This window comes from Burkholderia sp. Ac-20379 (assembly GCF_017104645.1).
Classification (GTDB): domain Bacteria; phylum Pseudomonadota; class Gammaproteobacteria; order Burkholderiales; family Burkholderiaceae; genus Burkholderia.
Genome location: NZ_JAAGPF010000043.1, coordinates 17974 through 35701, shown reverse-complemented (window position 1 = coordinate 35701; position 17728 = coordinate 17974). Strand labels below are relative to the sequence as shown.

Below are 17728 nucleotides of genomic sequence, written 5' to 3'. Positions count from 1 at the left end.
CCGACGGGCCGCTGCCGACATTGTTGTCGTTACCCAGCCCCATGCGCGCGAGCAACTGATGCATCGCGTTCTCGAGCTGCTGGATCATCTGGATGATCTGGCTCTGCACCGACGAATTGGCGCCGCCCAACGAACCCAGGCCGCTGCAGTTGTTGGTGCTGGGGCTGTTGATCTCGAAAGACATGTCGAACTCCGGAGCGTGGTATCGACACGAGACTACGACCGGCAGAATGGCGCGTCACAGGCCAACGGAACCGATGTACGCCGAAGCGAAGCGCCGCGCGCAAATCCCCGAAATGGTGCAATGCGTGCGGATTTTCCGCATTGCATCGCACAAATTCGTGACTACTTCGTGTCGACACGACGCAATCGGCGTGACGGCCGGGGGCGCGGCAGCACCCCGGCCGCCGCACCCTCGACTCAATTGCCGTTGTCCTGAGCGTTGGCGTCGCCCGTTTGCGCGATCTTGGTCAAAACGCGCTTCTGATAGGCGTACCACGACACCAGGCAAGCCTTGTCCCGACAGTTCTTTTCGCGGAAATTCCACTGTCGGCGCACACGGTCGGCAAACGCCGCCTTGTCCGTCGCCGCATCCTTGGCCTGCTGATAGGTAGCAGCGAGATCCCGATCGGACGCGGCAAGATCCGCGTCGTGGCACACGAGATACTCGGGAATCGACTTCGACTTCGTGCAATCGAAGCTCGTTTGCTGGAGCGAACCGCCGTCCGGCGTGTCCGAGGCGGGCTGGATCGGCGTGGCTTGCGAGTCGGCGCCGGTGGAGGCGGGTGCCGGGGCCGGAGCTGGCGCCGGGGCCGGGGCCGGGGCCGGGGCCACGTTGACAGGCTGAGGCATCGTCGCAACCTGCTGACCGAACGGAGTCAGTTGCCCCGCCATCGCGTCTTCGATCATTGCGCCGATCAGCGAATTCGGTGCGACACGCAACGTTTCGGTTTTAAAAACCGATTCGCCTGAAATCAACTCGGATTTCGCGAAATTGCAAGGCGCCTGGCAACTGACGCGACTCGCCAGGTTCGGATTGTCGCTGTCGAGAATCAGCAATACATAGCTGCCACTCTTCAAGCCGACGTAACGCATCATGACCAGTGCCTTCGTGGCTTTGCCGGCACGAATATCGTCTTCGCTTAAAGCAGGTTCATAGCCATACGTTCCATCCTGATTCAACGCGTAATTATGCGAAGGCGCCGCGGGCTGCGCGACCGGCGCGGCATCGGGCGCCGGGCCGGCGGTCGCAGCCGTATTGGAAGCGGCCGCGGAAGGCGCGGCGGAGGGCGTGCTGTTTTTGTCACACCCAGCAAGCAACATCGCGGCGAACAACGCCGCGGAAACGAATTTGGCCGATTTCATTGGTCTCTCACGATGCGAGAAAGTTATTTTCGAGCGCGAATACCTGCCCGTAGCGGTTTTTCAAGCACCGCAATCATACCGAAAACACTCATGCCGATGAATCGTTCGCAACCCGCTTTTCGTGCGTCGCCGAAACAGCTTATTTAGAAACGGGAAATCGATACGCCCATGTCGTCCGATCGTTTTATTCGTGCGCGGCCGACGGTAAATCCGTTAGGCGACGCGGATTATCGACAATGGGAGAGTGGAATGCGGAATACGGAACCGCGAGGCAGTTCGCCGCGCCGCGCGCAGGCGGCATCTCGGCGAGGTGCGGTGTAGGCAGGGGCCTGCCTACACCTGTCGAAACCGGCGCATGCGGCCGATCAATTGTCCTGCGGGCACTGCAGGTTGCAGCCGTTCGGGTCGCCCATGTCGCCCTTCTTGCGCGCTTCCGAGCGCTTGCCCGACTGGTACTTCTTCGACGGCGCGGACGCCGCGAACTGCATCTGCGGATGTTCGTTGAAATGGAACTGGTCGTTCAGGATGCCGCCCGGCAGGCCGGGAGAATTCTGCGCGAAAGCGACCGAGGCGACGGCGGACAGCACACCGGCCGTCACGGCGACGGCGGCGAGATTGGCAAGGAGTTTCATGACGTCTGAGCGCCGGGTTGGCGGCGCGTGGGCTGGTAATCGTGGGCTAAGCGAAAAATGTAGCGCAAATGCGCGCGGCGCGCATTGCCGACGCCCGGTTATTGATTACGGGCGGTTTCGGCGCGCGGGCCGCGTTCAGACCGAAGTCGCGCCCGACAGCCCGTCGGCCACCGACAGCAGCGCGCCGCAGGCGGCCGGGTCGTAGCCGTCGAGGCGGGCCACCGTCTCGCGGTAAGGCTCGTCGCGCAGCAGCGACAGCGCGTCGGCCAGCGGCGGTTCGCCGAGCCGGCCCTGCTCGCAGGCGAAGTAGTAATCCTCGTCCACCACCGGGATGAACGCGAGCCCGAAATGATGCGCGGCCGGCTCGACGCCGAAGCCGAGATCGGCCATGCCGCTCGCGACGAACGCCGCGATCGCCGAATGGGTCAGTTCCGCCGATGCGTAGCCGTTGATCCGCTCGGGATCGACACCGATCTCGCGCAGCGCCAGATCGAGCAGCATCCGCGTGCCGGAGCCGGGCTGGCGATTGACGAAGCGCACATCTTCGCGCGCCAGGTCGGCCAGGCCCACCACGCCCTTCGGGTTGCCGCGCGGGATGAACAGGCCCTGTTTGCGGCGCGTCAGGTGAATCAGCACGTGGCGCGAATCGTCGAGCCAGGGCCGGTAGATCTGCGCGCAGTTCTCGCGGAACATGCCGCGCGGCAGGTGAAAGCCGGCCAGATCGCATTCGCCGCGCGCCAGCGCCTTCACGGCCTCGACGCTTTCGCGGTATTTGATGTCGACCTGCGCGTGGCCGTCGACGAGCGACGACACCAGCGCCGCCACCGCATAGCCGTGCGACGCATGGATGCGCAGCGCGCCCGGATGCTGGGTCAGCCGCCGGTTCAGCTCGCTCGCCACCTCGGCCGCGAGCGCCCGCAAATTCCCCCCGAGCCGCTCGCCCACCAGCCGCTGCGCCCCGACCACGGCCGCGCCCAGTTCGGACAGCGTGGTGCCCTTGCCGCGCGCCGTCTCGATCAGCGCACCGCCCACGCAGGCCTCCAGCGCCCGCAGCAGGCCCCAGGCGTGCCGGTACGACAGCCCTTTCGCTTCGGCAGCCTGGGCGATGCTGCCCGTGCTGGCCACCAGTTCCAGCAACGGCACCACGTCCGACAGGCTCGCGGTGCGGCCTTCGCTGTCGCGCACGATCAGATGTGCGTCGCATTCGACTCGAATCATTTATGCAACCTCGTTTCTTATTGCGACCTGGATTCTAACGGCTTATTGTCTTTTCCACTTGATCAAACAACAGCGCCAGTGCTCGGACATATGAAGCAACCGAGCATATAGGACCTGGAGGAGCACGGATGTCCCCATCCCCCGTTTCAGCGGACGCGCTTGTCTCGCGACATGCGCGCGCCGGTCAATCCCTCGTCGCGATCCTGCACGCCATTCAGGACGAAGCCGGCTACGTGCCGGAAGGCTGCGTGCCGCTGCTCGCGAAAGCCCTGAACCTGTCGCGCGCCGAAGTTCACGGCGTGCTCACCTACTACCACCACTTCCGCACCACGCCGCCCGCGCGCGTGACGATCCAGCTGTGCCGCGCCGAAGCGTGCCGCAGCCTCGGCGGCGAAGCGCTGGTCGCGCACGCGCAAGCGCGCACCGGCTGCCGCATCGACGGCGGACACCACGGCGACGTCGCGCTCGAATCCGTCTATTGCCTCGGATTCTGCGCCCAATCGCCCGCTGCCATGATCAACGACGAACCGCACGCGCGCATGACGCCGGCGCGATTCGACGCGCTGCTCGCCGAAGCCGAAGCCGGCGCCAAGGAGCCCGCATGAGCCAAGCCCCCGTCCGCATTTACGTGCCGCGCGATTCCGCCGCGCTGGCGATGGGCGCCGAGGCGCTGGCCCGCGCGATCGCGGCCGAAGCCGCCAAGCGCGGCGTGGCCATCGAACTCGTGCGCAACGGCTCGCGCGGCCTGCTCTGGCTCGAACCGCTCGTGGAAGTGGCCACCGCGGCGGGCCGCGTGGGCTATGCGAACCTCGCCGCGCGCGATGTCGCCTCGCTGTTCGATGCCAACTGGCTCGAAGGCGGCGCGCATCCGTCGCAGGTCGGCGTGGTCGACGAGTTGCCGTACCTGAAGAAGCAGCAGCGCCTGACGTTCGCGCGCATCGGCATCACCGATCCGCTGTCGATCGACGATTATGTCGCGCACGGCGGCCTCGACGGCCTGCGCCGCGCGCTGACGCTCGACGGCGCGGCCGCCTGCGAGGAACTGATCGAATCGGGCCTGCGCGGCCGCGGCGGCGCGGCGTTCCCGGCCGGCATCAAGTGGCGCACCGTGCGCCAGGCCAAGGCGGCGCAGAAGTACATCGTCTGCAACGCCGACGAGGGCGATTCGGGCACGTTCTCGGATCGCCTCGTGATGGAAAGCGATCCGTACTGCCTGATCGAAGGGATGATCATCGCCGGCATCGTGACGGGCGCGACACAGGGCCATATCTACGTGCGCAGCGAATATCCGCATGCGATCGCGGCGCTCGACGAAGCGATCGTGCGCGCCCGCGCGGCCGGCTGGCTCGGCGCGAGCGTGCTCGGCTCGGGCCACGCGTTCGAGCTGGCCGTGGCCAAGGGCGCGGGCGCCTACGTGTGCGGCGAGGAAACCGCGCTGCTCGAATCGCTCGAAGGCAAGCGCGGCGTGGTGCGCGCCAAGCCGCCGCTGCCTGCGCTGCAAGGCCTGCACGGCCAGCCGACCGTCATCAACAACGTCATCACGCTCGCCACCGCGCCGATCATCTTCGCGCGCGGCGCGGCGTTCTACCGCGATTACGGCATGGGCCGGTCGCGCGGCACGCTGCCGTTCCAGTTGGCCGGCAACATCCGCCAGGGCGGCCTCGTCGAGCTGGCGTTCGGCGTGACGCTGCGCGAGCTGCTGTTCGATTTCGGCGGCGGCACGGCCAGCGGCCGGCCGGCGCGCGCGGCCCAGGTGGGCGGCCCGCTCGGCACCTACCTGCCCGAGCATCAGTGGGACATCCCGCTCGACTACGAAGCCTATGCGGCCGTGGGCGCCGTGGTGGGTCACGGCGGCATCGTGCTGCACGACGACACCTCGAACCTCGCCGATCTCGCCGAATACGCGATGCAGTTCTGCGTCCACGAATCGTGCGGCAAGTGCACGCCGTGCCGGATCGGCTCGACGCGCGGCGTCGAAACGATCGCGCGGATCCGCAACGGCGATACGTCCGAGCGCCAGGTGCGCCTGCTGCGCGACCTCTGCGACACGATGATGGCCGGCTCGCTGTGCGCGATGGGCGGCATGACGCCCTACCCGGTGATCTCGGCCCTCGATCACTTCCCCGAAGATTTCGGCCTCGCCGGCGCCGCCACGGCTGCCAAGGCCGCGGCCTGACAGGAGACCCGACCATGTCCACTCAAGCATTCGATTCCTCCGCCCCCGCCGGCGGCTGCGGTTCCGGCAACTGCGCCTGCAAGAGCGCAGCGCAACGCCGCGATCCGTTCGACGACACCGATTACGGCACGCCGTTCCGCCACGCCGACACCGACGTCACGCTCGAAATCGACGGCCAATCCGTCACGGTGCCGGCCGGCACCTCGGTGATGCGCGCGGCGATCAAGGCCGGCGTGCACGTGCCGAAGCTGTGCGCCACCGATTCGCTCGAACCGTTCGGCTCGTGCCGGCTGTGCCTGGTCGAGATCGAAGGCCGCCGCGGCACCCCCGCGTCGTGCACCACGCCGGCCGAAGCCGGCATGAAGGTGCGCACGCAAAGCAACCGCCTGCAGGACCTGCGCCGCAACGTGATGGAGCTGTACATCTCCGATCACCCGCTCGACTGCCTGACCTGCCCCGCCAACGGCGATTGCGAGCTGCAGGACATGGCCGGCGTGGTGGGCCTGCGCGAAGTGCGCTACGGCTTCGACGGCGACAACCATCTGAAGGCCAAGAAGGACGAATCGAACCCGTACTTCAGCTACGACCCGTCGAAGTGCATCGTCTGCAACCGCTGCGTGCGCGCCTGCGAGGAAACGCAGGGCACGTTCGCGCTGACGATCTCGGGCCGCGGCTTCGAATCGCGCGTGTCGGCCGGCGAGAGCCAGCCGTTCATGGAATCGGAATGCGTGTCGTGCGGCGCCTGCGTGGCCGCCTGCCCGACCGCGACGCTGCAGGAAAAGAGCGTGACGTTCCTCGGCCAGGCCGAGCACTCGGTCGTGACGACCTGCGCCTATTGCGGCGTGGGCTGCTCGTTCAAGGCCGAGATGAAGGGCTCGCAAGTGGTGCGCATGACCCCGCACAAGAACGGCCTCGCCAACGAAGGCCACGCCTGCGTGAAGGGCCGCTTCGCCTGGGGCTACGCCACCCACAAGGATCGCATCACGAAGCCGATGATCCGCGAGAAGATCACCGACCCGTGGCGCGAGGTGAGCTGGGACGAGGCGCTGAACTACGCGGCCTCGCAGTTCCGCAAGCTGCAGAACAAATACGGCCGCGATTCGATCGGCGGCATCACCTCGTCGCGCTGCACCAACGAGGAAACCTACCTCGTGCAGAAGCTGGTGCGCGCCGCGTTCGGCAACAACAACGTCGACACCTGCGCGCGCGTATGCCACTCGCCGACCGGCTATGGCCTGAAGACCACGCTCGGCGAATCGGCGGGCACGCAGACCTTCGCCTCGGTCGCCAAGGCCGACGTGGTGGTGGTGATCGGCGCGAACCCGACCGACGGGCACCCGGTGTTCGGCTCGCGCCTGAAGCGCCGCATCCGCGAAGGCGCGAAGCTCGTGGTGATCGACCCGCGCCGCATCGACATCGTCGACGGCGCGCACGTGAAGGCCCAGCATCACCTGCAACTGCGCCCGGGCACCAACGTCGCGATGATCAACTCGCTGGCGCACGTGATCGTGACCGAGCAGTTGTTCGACGCCGCCTATATCGCCGAGCGCTGCGAAACGCGCGCGTTCGAGGATTGGCGCGCGTTCGCCGCCCGCGAGGAGAACTCGCCGGAAGCGAACGAGGCGATCACCGGCGTGCCGGCCGAACAGGTGCGCATGGCCGCGCGGCTCTACGCCACGGGCGGCAACGCCGCGATCTACTACGGCCTCGGCGTGACCGAACACGCGCAGGGCTCGACGATGGTGATGGGCATCGCCAACCTCGCGATGGCCACCGGCAACGTGGGCCGCGAAGGCGTGGGCGTGAACCCGCTGCGCGGCCAGAACAACGTGCAGGGCTCGTGCGACATGGGCTCGTTCCCGCACGAGCTGCCCGGCTACCGCCATATCAGCGACAGCATCGTGCGCGCGCAGTTCGAGGCCGCATGGCAGGCCACGCTGCAACCCGAACCGGGCCTGCGGATCCCGAACATGTTCGAGGCCGCGCTCGACGGCAGCTTCAAGGGCCTGTATTGCCAGGGCGAGGACATCGTCCAGTCGGACCCGAACACGCAACACGTGGCCGCCGCGCTGTCGTCGATGGAATGCATCGTCGTGCAGGACATCTTCCTGAACGAGACGGCCAAATACGCGCACGTGCTGCTGCCCGGCTCGACGTTCCTCGAAAAGGACGGCACGTTCACCAACGCCGAACGCCGCATCTCGCGCGTGCGCCGCGTGATGCCACCGCTGGCCGGCTACGCCGACTGGGAAGTGACGCTGATGCTGGCCCGCGCGCTCGGCTACGAGATGGACTACGCGCATCCGTCGGAGATCATGGACGAGATCGCCGCGCTCACGCCGACGTTCTCGGGCGTGTCGTACGAGAAGCTCGACCGGCTCGGCAGCATCCAGTGGCCGTGCAACGACGCGGCGCCGGAAGGCACGCCGACCATGCACATCGGCGGCTTCGTGCGCGGCAAGGGCCGCTTCGTGATCACGCAGTTCGTGGCCTCGCCGGAAAAGGTCAACACGCGCTACCCGCTGATCCTGACCACCGGCCGGATCCTCTCGCAGTACAACGTGGGTGCGCAGACGCGCCGCACCGAGAACGTCCACTGGCACGACGAGGACCGGCTCGAAATTCACCCGCACGACGCCGAGGAGCGCGGCATCCGCACGGGCGACTGGGTCGGCATCGAATCGCGCTCGGGGCAGACGGTGCTGCGCGCGCTGGTGTCCGACCGGATGCAGCCGGGCGTGGTGTACACCACGTTCCACTTCCCGGAATCGGGCGCGAACGTGATCACCACCGACAGTTCGGACTGGGCGACCAACTGCCCCGAGTACAAGGTGACGGCCGTGCAGGTGCTGCCGGTCACGCAGCCCTCGGAATGGCAGCGCCAGTATTCGCGCTTCAACGCCGAGCAGATCGACCTGCTGCAACAGCGCGAAGCGGCCGTGCCGGCCGGTTCGGGCAAGTGAGGAGCGACGCACGATGAAAGTCGACCACCTGATCACGATGGCCAACCAGATCGGCACGTTCTTCGGTTCGATGCCCGACCGACCGGAGGCCCTCGACGGCATCGCCGATCACATCCGGCGCTTCTGGGAACCGCGCATGCGCCGCACGCTGCTCGCCACGCTCGACGAACCGGAAGGCGAAGCGTTCCTCTCGATCGATCCGATCGTGCGCGAAGCGCTCGTGAAGCATCGCACCACGCTCGCACCGGCGACCTCGCCGGCCGTGTGACGCGTGCAGGGCGGGGCCGGCAGGTTCGGCGCCGCCCTGCCTCCCGCCTTCCCCGCCGCGCTCATTGCGCCGGCATCAGCCCCCGGTTCACGGCGGCGAACCACATCTCGCAGTGCCTGAGCAACGCGTTGCCGTCCGATGCGCAGCGCCCGCGCGCCGCCAGATAACCGTCGGGCCTCAGCAGGTAGAAGCAGCCGCGCGTGTGCCCATAGGCGTCGCCGAGCGGCGGTGCGCCGTCCTCGCCCGTGTCGCCGGCGTCGGTCACGCGCCAGGTTCGGATCGCACCGGGCATCAGCCGGTCGAGCGCCGCCGCGAGCGCGAGGCCGTCGCGGTCGGCAGGCGTTTCGCTCTCCTCTGCGCCGGCGCCTGAAGACGCCTGGCGCGTCTCGATCAGCAGCAGCGTGAAATGCGCCGGATCGTGCAGATCGAACAGCCGCGCCACGCCGGGCGCCTGGCCAAGCGGCCCGTCGAGCACGTGCAGCAGCGCATCGGGCGCGCGTTCGCCCGCGCGCGGGCCACCGTCGAGCACGCGCTCGAGCGTGAGCGGGCTCTTGCGGTACTGCACGGCCAGTTCGCTGACCGAGCGGCGCAGCGCGTCGCGCACCGGCCCGAGCGAGGCCAGCACCGGCACCACATGCTCGCGCAGCAGCTTCAGCGGCCCGTGATCGGCCTCCACCACCTGCGTGATGAAGCTGGTCTGCCGCAGCACGTCGCGCTCGATCGGATGGCGCTCGGCGTGATACGTGTCGAGCAGGCGCTCGGGCGCACCGCCCGTCAACACGCGCGCGAGCTTCCAGCCGAGATTGAACGCCTCCTGGATGCCGGTATTCATGCCCTGCGCGCCGGCCGGGCTGTGCACGTGCGCGGCGTCGCCCGCGAACAGCACGCGGCCGATGCGCAGGCGCTCGACCATGCGGCTGTGCAGATGGAAGTACGAGGACCACGCGAGATCGTCGATCGTCAGTTGCGTATCGATGCGCGTGCGCACGATCGCGCGGCACAGGTCGAGCGACGGCGCGTGCTCCGCTTCGCCTTCCGCGCCCTGCGTACCGGACGGCGGCCGATCGGCCACGATCCGGTAGCGCCCTTCGCCGAGCGGCAGCATGCCGGCCAGCCCTTCGTGGGTGGCGTACAGACGGATCTCGTCGTCGGGCCAGCCCGGCTCGGCCGCCACGTCGGCCAGCAGGAAAGTTTGCTCGAAGGCCTGCCCGGCGAACCCGGCGCCAAGCAGATGCCGCAGCGTGCTGTGCGCACCGTCTGCCGCGACGACATACGACGGTTCGACGCGCTCCTCGCGGCCGCCTTCGCGCTGCAACAGCGCCTGCACGCCGCCGCCGTCCTGCCGGATGCGCGCCAGCCTGACGCCGCGCTCGATCTGGATTCCGAACGATGCGAGGTGCTCGGCGAGGATGCGTTCGGTATCCGTCTGATCGAGCATCAGCAGGTACGGATAGCGCGTTTGCAGCGGATCGAAATCGAGCTCGGCGATGCGCCGCCCTTCCGAATGCAGATGCGCGATGCGGGCGCGATGGCCTCGCGCGAGAAACGGCTCGACGATGCGGTGCTGCTCGAACAGTTCGAGCGTGCGCGCCTGAATGCCGATCGCGCGCGAATGGCGGCCCGGCTGCATGGCCTGATCGATCAGGCGCACGGGCACCTTGGCGCGGGCCAGCGCGATGGCGGCGGCCAGGCCGGTGGGGCCGGCGCCGACCACCAGCACCGGGGCGATATCCAGCGGAACGGCAAGCATGTCGACCTCCGCGATCCACGACGGCAACCAGTCTACGCCGGCCGCCGCACGTCATCCATATGCCGAATGGCCGAAATGGACGAGCCCCCGGTGCGGTATGGGAAAATACCGCTTTCTCGCCAGCTTTGCGTCATGGAATCCGTTTTCGATCGCGCGTTCGCGGCGCACCGGGCCGGCCGCCTCACGGAGGCCGAGCGCGACTACCGCGCCGCACTCGCAGCCAACCCCGCCGATGCCGATGCGCTGCATCTGTTCGGCGTGCTGCGCCACCAGCAGGGACAGAACCAGGAAGCGGCCGACCTCGTCGGCCGCGCCGTCGCGTTGCGCCCGAACGATGCTGCGCTGCACCTGAACCTCGGCAACGCGCTGCGCGCGCTGGGCCGCATCGACGACGCCATCGACCGGTTCCGCAACGCGTTGTCGCTCGCGCCGGATTTCTCGCTCGCCCACTACAACCTCGGCAACGCCTATGCGGCCCAGGAACGTCACGAGGATGCCGCCGACGCGTTCGAACGCGCGCTGCGGCTCTCGCCCGGCGATGCGTCGATCCACAACAACCTCGGCAATGCGCTGAACGCGCTCGGCCGGCACGACGAGGCGTTCGCCGCGTTCCGCCGCGCGCTGGCGCTGCGCCCGGGCCATGCGGGGGCGCACAACAATCTCGGCATGGCGCTCGCCGCGCTCGGCCAGGCCGACGAAGCGCTCGCCCATTTCCGCGCCGCGCTCGACGCCGAGCCGGGCTTCGCCGCCGCGCACTTCAACCTCGGCAACACGCTCGATGCGACCGGCCGTCACGACGAGGCCGTGCGCGCGTTCGAGGCGGTGCTCGCGATGCATCCGGCGTTCCCGCTCGCGCTGCTCGGCCTCGGCAATGCGCTGGCCGCGCTCGGCCGTCACGGCGAGGCGCGCACGCGCTACGAGCGCGCCGTGGGCCTCGATCCGTCGCTGGTGCCGGCGTGGCTCAATCTCGGCACCGCGCACCATGCGCTCGGCGCGCACGAGCTGGCGCTGCGCGCGTTCGATCAGGCGCTGCGGCTCGCGCCCGATCACACGCTGGCGCGCATGCACCGCGCCGTCACGCTGCTGACGCTGCGCGATTTCTCGCGCGGCCTGCCCGAATACGAAGCGCGTCATGCGCTGCCCGGCGTGGCGGACGCGAATGCGCCGCCGCGCTGGCGCGGCGAGCCGATCGCCTCGCGCACGCTGCTCGTGCGCGCCGAACAGGGCTTCGGCGACACGCTGCAGTTCGTGCGCTTCGTGCCGCTCGCGCGCGAGCGCTGCGCGCGGCTCGTGCTCGAGGTGCAGCCGGAGCTGTTGCCGCTGATCGAGCCGCTCGCGAAGCCGTGGCGCGTGTCGGTGGTCGCGCAGGGGCGGCAGCGCATCGAAGCCGATCTGTCGTGCTCGCTGCTGAGCCTGCCCTATGCGCTCGGCATCGGCTTCGACGCGATCCCGGCTCCGTCGTCCTACTTGAGCGTGCCCGACAGCGCGCGCCGCCGCTTCCGCGGCTCGCTCGGCGGGCAGTCGCGGCGCAAGCTCGGCATCGTCTGGTCCGGCCGCCGTCAGGTGCAGGAGAATCGCGCCGCGCCGCTCGCCGCGCTGGCGCCATTGTTCGAGATTGCCGGCATCGATTGGATCGTGCTGCAGCCCGATCTGTCCGCCGCCGACCGCGCCGCGCTCGATGCGCATCCGCAACGCGCGCGCATCCATACTGTCGAAGGCCTGAACGACTTCGCCGCCACCGCCGCGCTGATCGATCGCCTCGATGGCGTCGTCTCGATCGATACCGCCGTCGCACACCTGACCGGCGCGCTAGGCAAGCCGCTCTGGCTGATGCTCGCGTTCGCGGCCGACTGGCGCTGGTTCACCGGCAGCGACAGCCCGTGGTATCGCCGTGCGGAACTGTTCCGTCAGCCGTCGCCGGGCGATTGGGCGCCGGTGGTGGCGGCAGTGGCCGCGCGCGTCGCCGCCGGTTGAACGCCACCGGAGCCAGCAGAAGCAGCGCCGGCCGCCTGCGCCGCGCGTCCGCACCATGAAAAAGGGAGCGCCGCGGCGCTCCCTTTTGCTTTCCGGTCGGATCGCTGCGGGCCACGGCCCGCGCCATCCTCAACTCGCCTTGTACTGCTGACGCGCCGCCTGCGTGCGATACAGCACCAGCGTCGCGATCAGGCCGCAGATCGCGGCCACCGCAAGCCACAGGCCCGGTGCGGCCTTGTTGCCGGTTTCGTGGATCAGCAGCGTCGAGATCGCCGGCGTGAACCCGCCGATCGTGGTCGCCAGGCTGTAGGCCAGCGAGAAGCCCGCCGTGCGCACGTCGGCCGGCATCACTTCGGTCAGCGCCACCACCATCGCGCCGTTGTACGAGCCGTACAGGAACGACAGCCACAGCTCGACGATCAGCAGCCGCATGAACGACGGATCGGCCACCAGCCACTGCACGGCCGGATAGGCCGTCAGCAGCGTCAGCACCGTGAAGGCGATCAGCACCGGGCGGCGGCCGATACGGTCGGAGATGCTGCCCCACACCGGCAGCCAGACCAGGTTCGACAGCCCCACGCACACCGTCACCACCAGCGCGTCGATCGACGACAGATGCAGCACTTCCTTGCCGAACGTCGGCGTGTAGGCCGTGATCATGTAGAACGACACGGTGGTCATGATCACCATGCCCATGCCGGCCAGCACCACGCCCCAGTTCTTCAGCATCGACTGCATGATCTCGCCCATCGTCGGACGATGGCGCTTGGCCAGGAACTCGTCGGTTTCCTTCAGCGAGCGGCGGATCAGGAACAGGAACGGCACGATCAGACAGCCGATCAGGAACGGCACGCGCCAGCCCCAGGCCGTCATCTCCTCGACCGGCAGCAGGCTGTGCAGCAGCACGCCCACCAGCGCGGCGAACACCACCGCGACCTGCTGGCTGCCCGATTGCCAGGCGGTGTAGAACCCCTTGTTGCCCTTGGTCGCGATCTCCGACAGATAGACCGACACGCCGCCCAGCTCCACCCCGGCCGAGAAGCCCTGCAGCAGGCGGCCAAGCAGCACGAGGATCGGCGCAAGCATGCCGATCGTCCCGTAACCGGGCACGGTGGCCACGGCGAGCGTGCCGAGCGCCATCAGGCCGAGCGTCAGGATCAGGCCCTTGCGGCGGCCGTGGTGGTCGATATAGGCGCCGAGCACGATCGCGCCGATCGGACGCACCAGGAAGCCCGCGCCGAACACCGACAGCGACAGCATCAGCGAGGCGAACGCATCGCCGCTCGGGAAGTAGGTCTTGGCGATCGCCGAGGCGTAATAGCCGTAGACCATGAAATCGTACATTTCCAGGAAATTGCCGCTGACGACGCGGAAGACGGTTCTGGCCTTGGATTCCTGTTGATTGACGGACGAGTGGGTCGCAGTTGACATGTTGTATCCCGGTCGAGCGCCCGCGCGCGGTGCGCGGCGTGTGGTGTCGTCGTGTCGCGCCGGCTTTCGGTCGTGCCGGCGGCGGCGCGCCATGACTCTAGCGCAGTGTCGCGCGATTCGCTGCGGCGGGGTATGCGGGGAAGTGATGAGACGTGCGAATTTTTCTTTCGAAATGCCTACGAATCACGAAAGAAATTCGTTTTAAGAAAGGAAAACGTCAGACTGAACGACGGGCGCGTTGCACGCCCGCCGTCATAGAACCGCTGCCACGCGTGTTACTTCGCCGCCGGCGACAACCCATGCTCGTTCTGCTGCTGCAACTGCCGCACCTGCCGCTCCAGATCGCGCAGTTGCAGTTGCGACGCACGCTGCTCGACGGCCAGCGCGTTCGCTTCGTTCTGCACCGCGCGTTGCCGCTCGTCGATCTGCGTGCGCTGCGCGCGTGCGATATCGAGATCGGCTTGCAGGCGCTTCGCATGATCCTCCGACAGCCCGATCACACGCTCCAGGAACTGCTTCTGCGCGGCCAGCTCGGTGCGGCGCAGTTCGAGATCGGCCAATTGCACGGTTTGATCGGCGAAGTTCTGATAGATCATTTCCGCGCGCGGACGCTCCTGCGATTTGACGACGCGCCAGAAATGCTTGTCCTGGAACAGCGCGACGTAATACGTCATCTCGCGCGGATAGAACAGCATGCTCGCGCCGTAGCTGCCGTTGTAGGTGGTGCGCATCTCCGTGAGCTGGTGATCGCGCAGCATCTGCATCATCTCGCCGACGTTGCCCTGCGCGTCAACCGCAGCGGCCGCGTCCGGCGAAGAGGACGCCGCCGCACCTTCGCCGTTGTCGGGCGTCAGCGTCGTGACGTCGGGGCGCGTACCGGCCACGGGCGGTTTCGATTGCACCTGCGCCACGGCGTCGGCCGCCGGCTCGGCCGCGATCGACGGCCCCGTCCACGCGAGGACGCACAGCGCCACCCACGGCATCGCCCGGCCGATGCCGGCCACCTTGCTGCGCTTGCTCAAGCTGAAGCTCCCGATTGGTAGAAGAACGACGCGCGATTATCGCCTGAAACGGCGAACCGGCCGCCCGCGAATGCGGAACGGCCGGCCGGTTCGACGCGCTCGAACAGGAACTGCGTCGCGTCAGAGCCGCGTTTCGCGGGCCGCACGCAGGAACGTGTCGAGCAGCGGCGTGCAGTCGAGCAGCTCGGAGCCGCCCGCGCGGTGGAACTCCGGGTGCCACTGCACGCCCACCACGAACGGCGCGCGGCGGTAGCGGATGCCCTCGATGATGCCGTCCTCGGCCGACACGGCCTCGATGTTGAGGTCGCGGCCGAGATCGCGGATCGCCTGGTGGTGAATCGAATTGACGATCGCCTCGCGCCTGCCCGGGAACATGTTCGCGAGCGTGGAGTTGTCGGGGAAGCGAATCGCGTGGCGATGCTGATCGTAGTGCTCGCTCACATGCACGCCGGCCGTCGGCACATCGGTGGCGATGTCCTGATACAGCGAGCCGCCGAACGCGACGTTGATCAGCTGGGCGCCGCGGCACACGCCGAGCACCGGCTTGCCGGACTCGACGAACTCGTGCAGCAGCTCGAGCTCGTACATGTCGCGCACGCGGTCGCCCGGCCACTCGGGGCGCGCATCGGACGCCGCGTAGGTTTGCGGCGAAACGTCGGCGCCGCCTTGCAGCAGCAGCCCGTCGAGATGCTTGGCGTAATCGCGCAGGCGGATGTTGCTCGGATGCAGCATGCCCTGATGGCCGACGGTCGGGATCATGAACACCAGCACGTCGCGCGACATCACCCAGTGCGCGATCGATTCCTCGAGATACTGCAGCGTCTTGCCGCGCAGGCCGGCCGCGCCGGGTTCCGGGTGGAAGATCCGCGCCGACACGCCGATGCGCAGCGTGCGCTGCGTGATCCGTTGCCCCGCGCGGTCGAACAGCCGCCGGGCGCGCGCGGCGACGATGCGGCCGAACACCGACCACGGCGTGTCGCTTTGCTTCAGATAGGCGGGCGGCGGCTGCGTCTGGCCGGATGCGGCGGCGGGCGGCGGGCGCGTCGTGGTGCCGGCCGGCGCGTGGTACTGCGCGGGGCCGATCGTCCTGCAGAGCAACGTCAATTTCCACGTGAGCGCGAACTGCACGATCTTCTTCAGCGCGAACCCGGCCGATTACGCGAAGGACGGCCCGGTCGATTGCGGCACGAACGGCAAGCTGTTCTACAGCCGCTGGCAGGCCAACGACTGCCTGAACTTCGGCGCGCCCGTGTATGCGCGCAACGCCACCCATATCGCGCTGACCGGCGAAGGCGCCACCTCGATCCTGAACGGCCAGGCCATGACCGCGTTCGCCGGCACGGGCAACACGGCCACCTGCTGGTGGACCTACAAGGGCACCACCGGCGCGTACGGTTGCGCCAGTTCGTCCACGCCGTCGCAGGCTTATACGAATCCGAACAACGTCGACCTGAAGACGGCCGTGCCCGGCATTTCGAGCGCCCTGTACACGCTGCTGACCAACCCGGCCACGCCGTGGCAGCAGGATCAGAACTACCTGCCCGCGCTGTCCGAGGCGGGCGTGCCGGTGGCGCAGCGCATCTTCGGGCTCGGGCATTATCTGCGCCCGTGCATGGTGGAATTCATCGGGTGTACGAACGTGTTGATGGAGAACTATCACACCCAGAACACGCCGTTCTGGCAGCACCACCCCACCGACTGCACGAACGTCGTGATTCGCGGCGTGATGGCCGACAGCATCGGCCCGAACAACGACGGCTTCGATCCCGACGCCTGCAACAACGTGCTGTGCGACGGCATGATCTTCAACACCGGGGACGATTGCATCGCCATCAAGTCGGGCAAGGATCTCGACACGCAATACGGCGCGGCGCAGAACCACGTGGTGCAGAACTGCACGATGAACAGCGGCCACGGCGGCATCACGCTCGGCAGCGAGATGGGCGGCGGCATCGAGAACGTCTACGCGCGCAACCTGACGATGCTGAACCAGTACTGGGCCACCAATTCGCTGAACATCGCGATCCGCATCAAGACCAACATGAACCGCGGCGGCTTCGTGCGGAATTTCTACGTGAACGGCGTGACGCTGCCCAACGGCGTGAGCCTGACGGGCGCCGGCTACGGCAGCAAGATGCTGACCGGCAGCCCGATCAACAGCACCGTGCCGCTCGGCGTGGCCACGTCGGCGTCGGGCAACCCGTCGGCGTCGCAGGGCGGCCTGATCACGTTCGACTGCGATTACCAGCCCGCCAGCGATGCGATCCGCACGCGTCCGGCGCTCGTGCAGAACGTCAACATCACCAACGTGAAGGCCAGCAACGTGACGCTCGGCAGCGCGACCGGTTCGTGCTTCCAGGCGATCGTCGCGCAGGGGCCGGTGGCGTTCGACTACAACGGCCCGGCGCCCACGCCCGCGATTCCGGCGATCACCGGCGTGACGATCTCGAACTGCGATTTCGGCACGCCCACCGCAGCCGGGCCGGCCAGCGCGCAGACGCCGGGGCCGATCTATGCGTGGAACGTGAACGGCATCGCGCTGCAGAACGTGACGATCGCGGGGCAGGTGTTCAATTCGACGATTACCGATTTGCGGTAAGGCGGGGGAACAGACCGTTGAAATACCGCATCTCCAGGTCGTTGATGTAGCGCGACAGCGTTGCTGCTTGCTGAATGCCCCGAATACATCGGGTTGCCGCGTATGGGATAGTCCCCGCCTCTCGGTTTCTGACCGGGTTCCCCGACCTGCTGGAACACTTTCATGCCGACGCTTTTGCGTCGGCTTTTTTCATTCGGCTTTCCCCTGCACGCCTGCAACGCGCATCGTCAATCAGACAGGTCTGAAAACCGATTTTTTCCTCTTTCCATCAACGGCCCGGCAATGACTGACAGTTTCCTTTCGGAATTTTGGTAGGCTCGCCCACAATGA

The 17728-nt window shown here is 67.7% G+C and carries 13 protein-coding genes and 1 pseudogene; 6 read left to right on the top strand and 8 right to left on the bottom strand.

The window, feature by feature from the left end; genetic code table 11:
* From G3N92_RS08660 to G3N92_RS08645, 4 genes are all read right to left on the bottom strand, one after another.
* Positions 1–184: hypothetical protein (locus tag G3N92_RS08660; protein ID WP_206127051.1), on the bottom strand; the 184-nt coding region annotated here is incomplete at its 3' end.
* A gap of 236 nt (positions 185–420) precedes the next feature.
* The gene (locus G3N92_RS08655) at positions 421–1182 is read right to left on the bottom strand and encodes a hypothetical protein (protein ID WP_206127053.1); all 762 of its coding nucleotides are present in this window, start codon (positions 1180–1182) and stop codon (positions 421–423) included.
* Between the two features lie 548 nt (positions 1183–1730).
* Positions 1731–1997, bottom strand: coding sequence for a hypothetical protein (locus G3N92_RS08650; protein ID WP_206127050.1), 267 nt, complete (start codon positions 1995–1997; stop codon positions 1731–1733).
* A 135-nt stretch (positions 1998–2132) separates the two neighbouring features.
* Positions 2133–3215, bottom strand: coding sequence for a substrate-binding domain-containing protein (locus G3N92_RS08645; RefSeq protein WP_206127049.1), 1083 nt, complete (start codon positions 3213–3215; stop codon positions 2133–2135).
* 128 nt (positions 3216–3343) lie between these two features.
* On the opposite strand from G3N92_RS08645, the gene G3N92_RS08640 reads away from it, so the two are divergent.
* From G3N92_RS08640 to G3N92_RS08625, 4 genes are read left to right on the top strand one after another with little or no spacing between them, the layout of a single operon-like run.
* Positions 3344–3820: an NAD(P)H-dependent oxidoreductase subunit E gene (locus G3N92_RS08640; protein ID WP_206127048.1), complete on the top strand. Its 477-nt coding sequence runs from the start codon at positions 3344–3346 to the stop codon at positions 3818–3820.
* Complete coding sequence (locus tag G3N92_RS08635; protein WP_206127047.1) at positions 3817–5391, top strand: formate dehydrogenase beta subunit; 1575 nt, start codon at positions 3817–3819, stop codon at positions 5389–5391. Before G3N92_RS08640 ends, G3N92_RS08635 begins: the two co-directional genes overlap by 4 nt.
* Positions 5392–5405: 14 nt before the next feature.
* On the top strand, positions 5406–8354 hold the full coding sequence (fdhF, locus tag G3N92_RS08630) for a formate dehydrogenase subunit alpha (RefSeq protein WP_206127046.1): 2949 nt from the start codon (positions 5406–5408) through the stop codon (positions 8352–8354).
* Positions 8355–8367: 13 nt separating this feature from the next.
* Positions 8368–8622, top strand: coding sequence for a formate dehydrogenase subunit delta (locus G3N92_RS08625; RefSeq protein WP_206127045.1), 255 nt, complete (start codon positions 8368–8370; stop codon positions 8620–8622).
* 61 nt (positions 8623–8683) lie between these two features.
* On the opposite strand, the gene G3N92_RS08620 is transcribed toward G3N92_RS08625, so the two are convergent.
* On the bottom strand, positions 8684–10372 hold the full coding sequence (locus G3N92_RS08620; RefSeq protein WP_206127044.1) for an FAD-dependent monooxygenase: 1689 nt from the start codon (positions 10370–10372) through the stop codon (positions 8684–8686).
* Between the two features lie 132 nt (positions 10373–10504).
* Between G3N92_RS08620 and G3N92_RS08615 the strand changes: the two genes are divergently transcribed.
* Positions 10505–12346: a tetratricopeptide repeat protein gene (locus G3N92_RS08615; protein ID WP_206127043.1), complete on the top strand. Its 1842-nt coding sequence runs from the start codon at positions 10505–10507 to the stop codon at positions 12344–12346.
* A gap of 129 nt (positions 12347–12475) precedes the next feature.
* Here the strand turns inward: G3N92_RS08615 and G3N92_RS08610 are convergent, their stop codons facing one another.
* The 3 genes and pseudogenes from G3N92_RS08610 to G3N92_RS08600 all read right to left on the bottom strand — a co-directional run.
* Positions 12476–13777: an MFS transporter gene (locus tag G3N92_RS08610; RefSeq protein ID WP_206127042.1), complete on the bottom strand. Its 1302-nt coding sequence runs from the start codon at positions 13775–13777 to the stop codon at positions 12476–12478.
* Positions 13778–14052: 275 nt separating this feature from the next.
* On the bottom strand, positions 14053–14799 hold the full coding sequence (locus G3N92_RS08605; protein ID WP_241014669.1) for a DUF2968 domain-containing protein: 747 nt from the start codon (positions 14797–14799) through the stop codon (positions 14053–14055).
* A gap of 120 nt (positions 14800–14919) precedes the next feature.
* Positions 14920–15843 (bottom strand): annotated as a pseudogene (locus tag G3N92_RS08600) (type 1 glutamine amidotransferase); the annotation flags it as partial.
* 1 nt (position 15844) lies between these two features.
* Between G3N92_RS08600 and G3N92_RS08595 the strand changes: the two are divergent.
* A complete protein-coding gene (locus tag G3N92_RS08595) occupies positions 15845–17398 on the top strand; it encodes a glycoside hydrolase family 28 protein (RefSeq protein ID WP_339385859.1) in 1554 nt (517 codons plus the stop codon).
* Positions 17399–17728 lie beyond the last annotated feature (330 nt).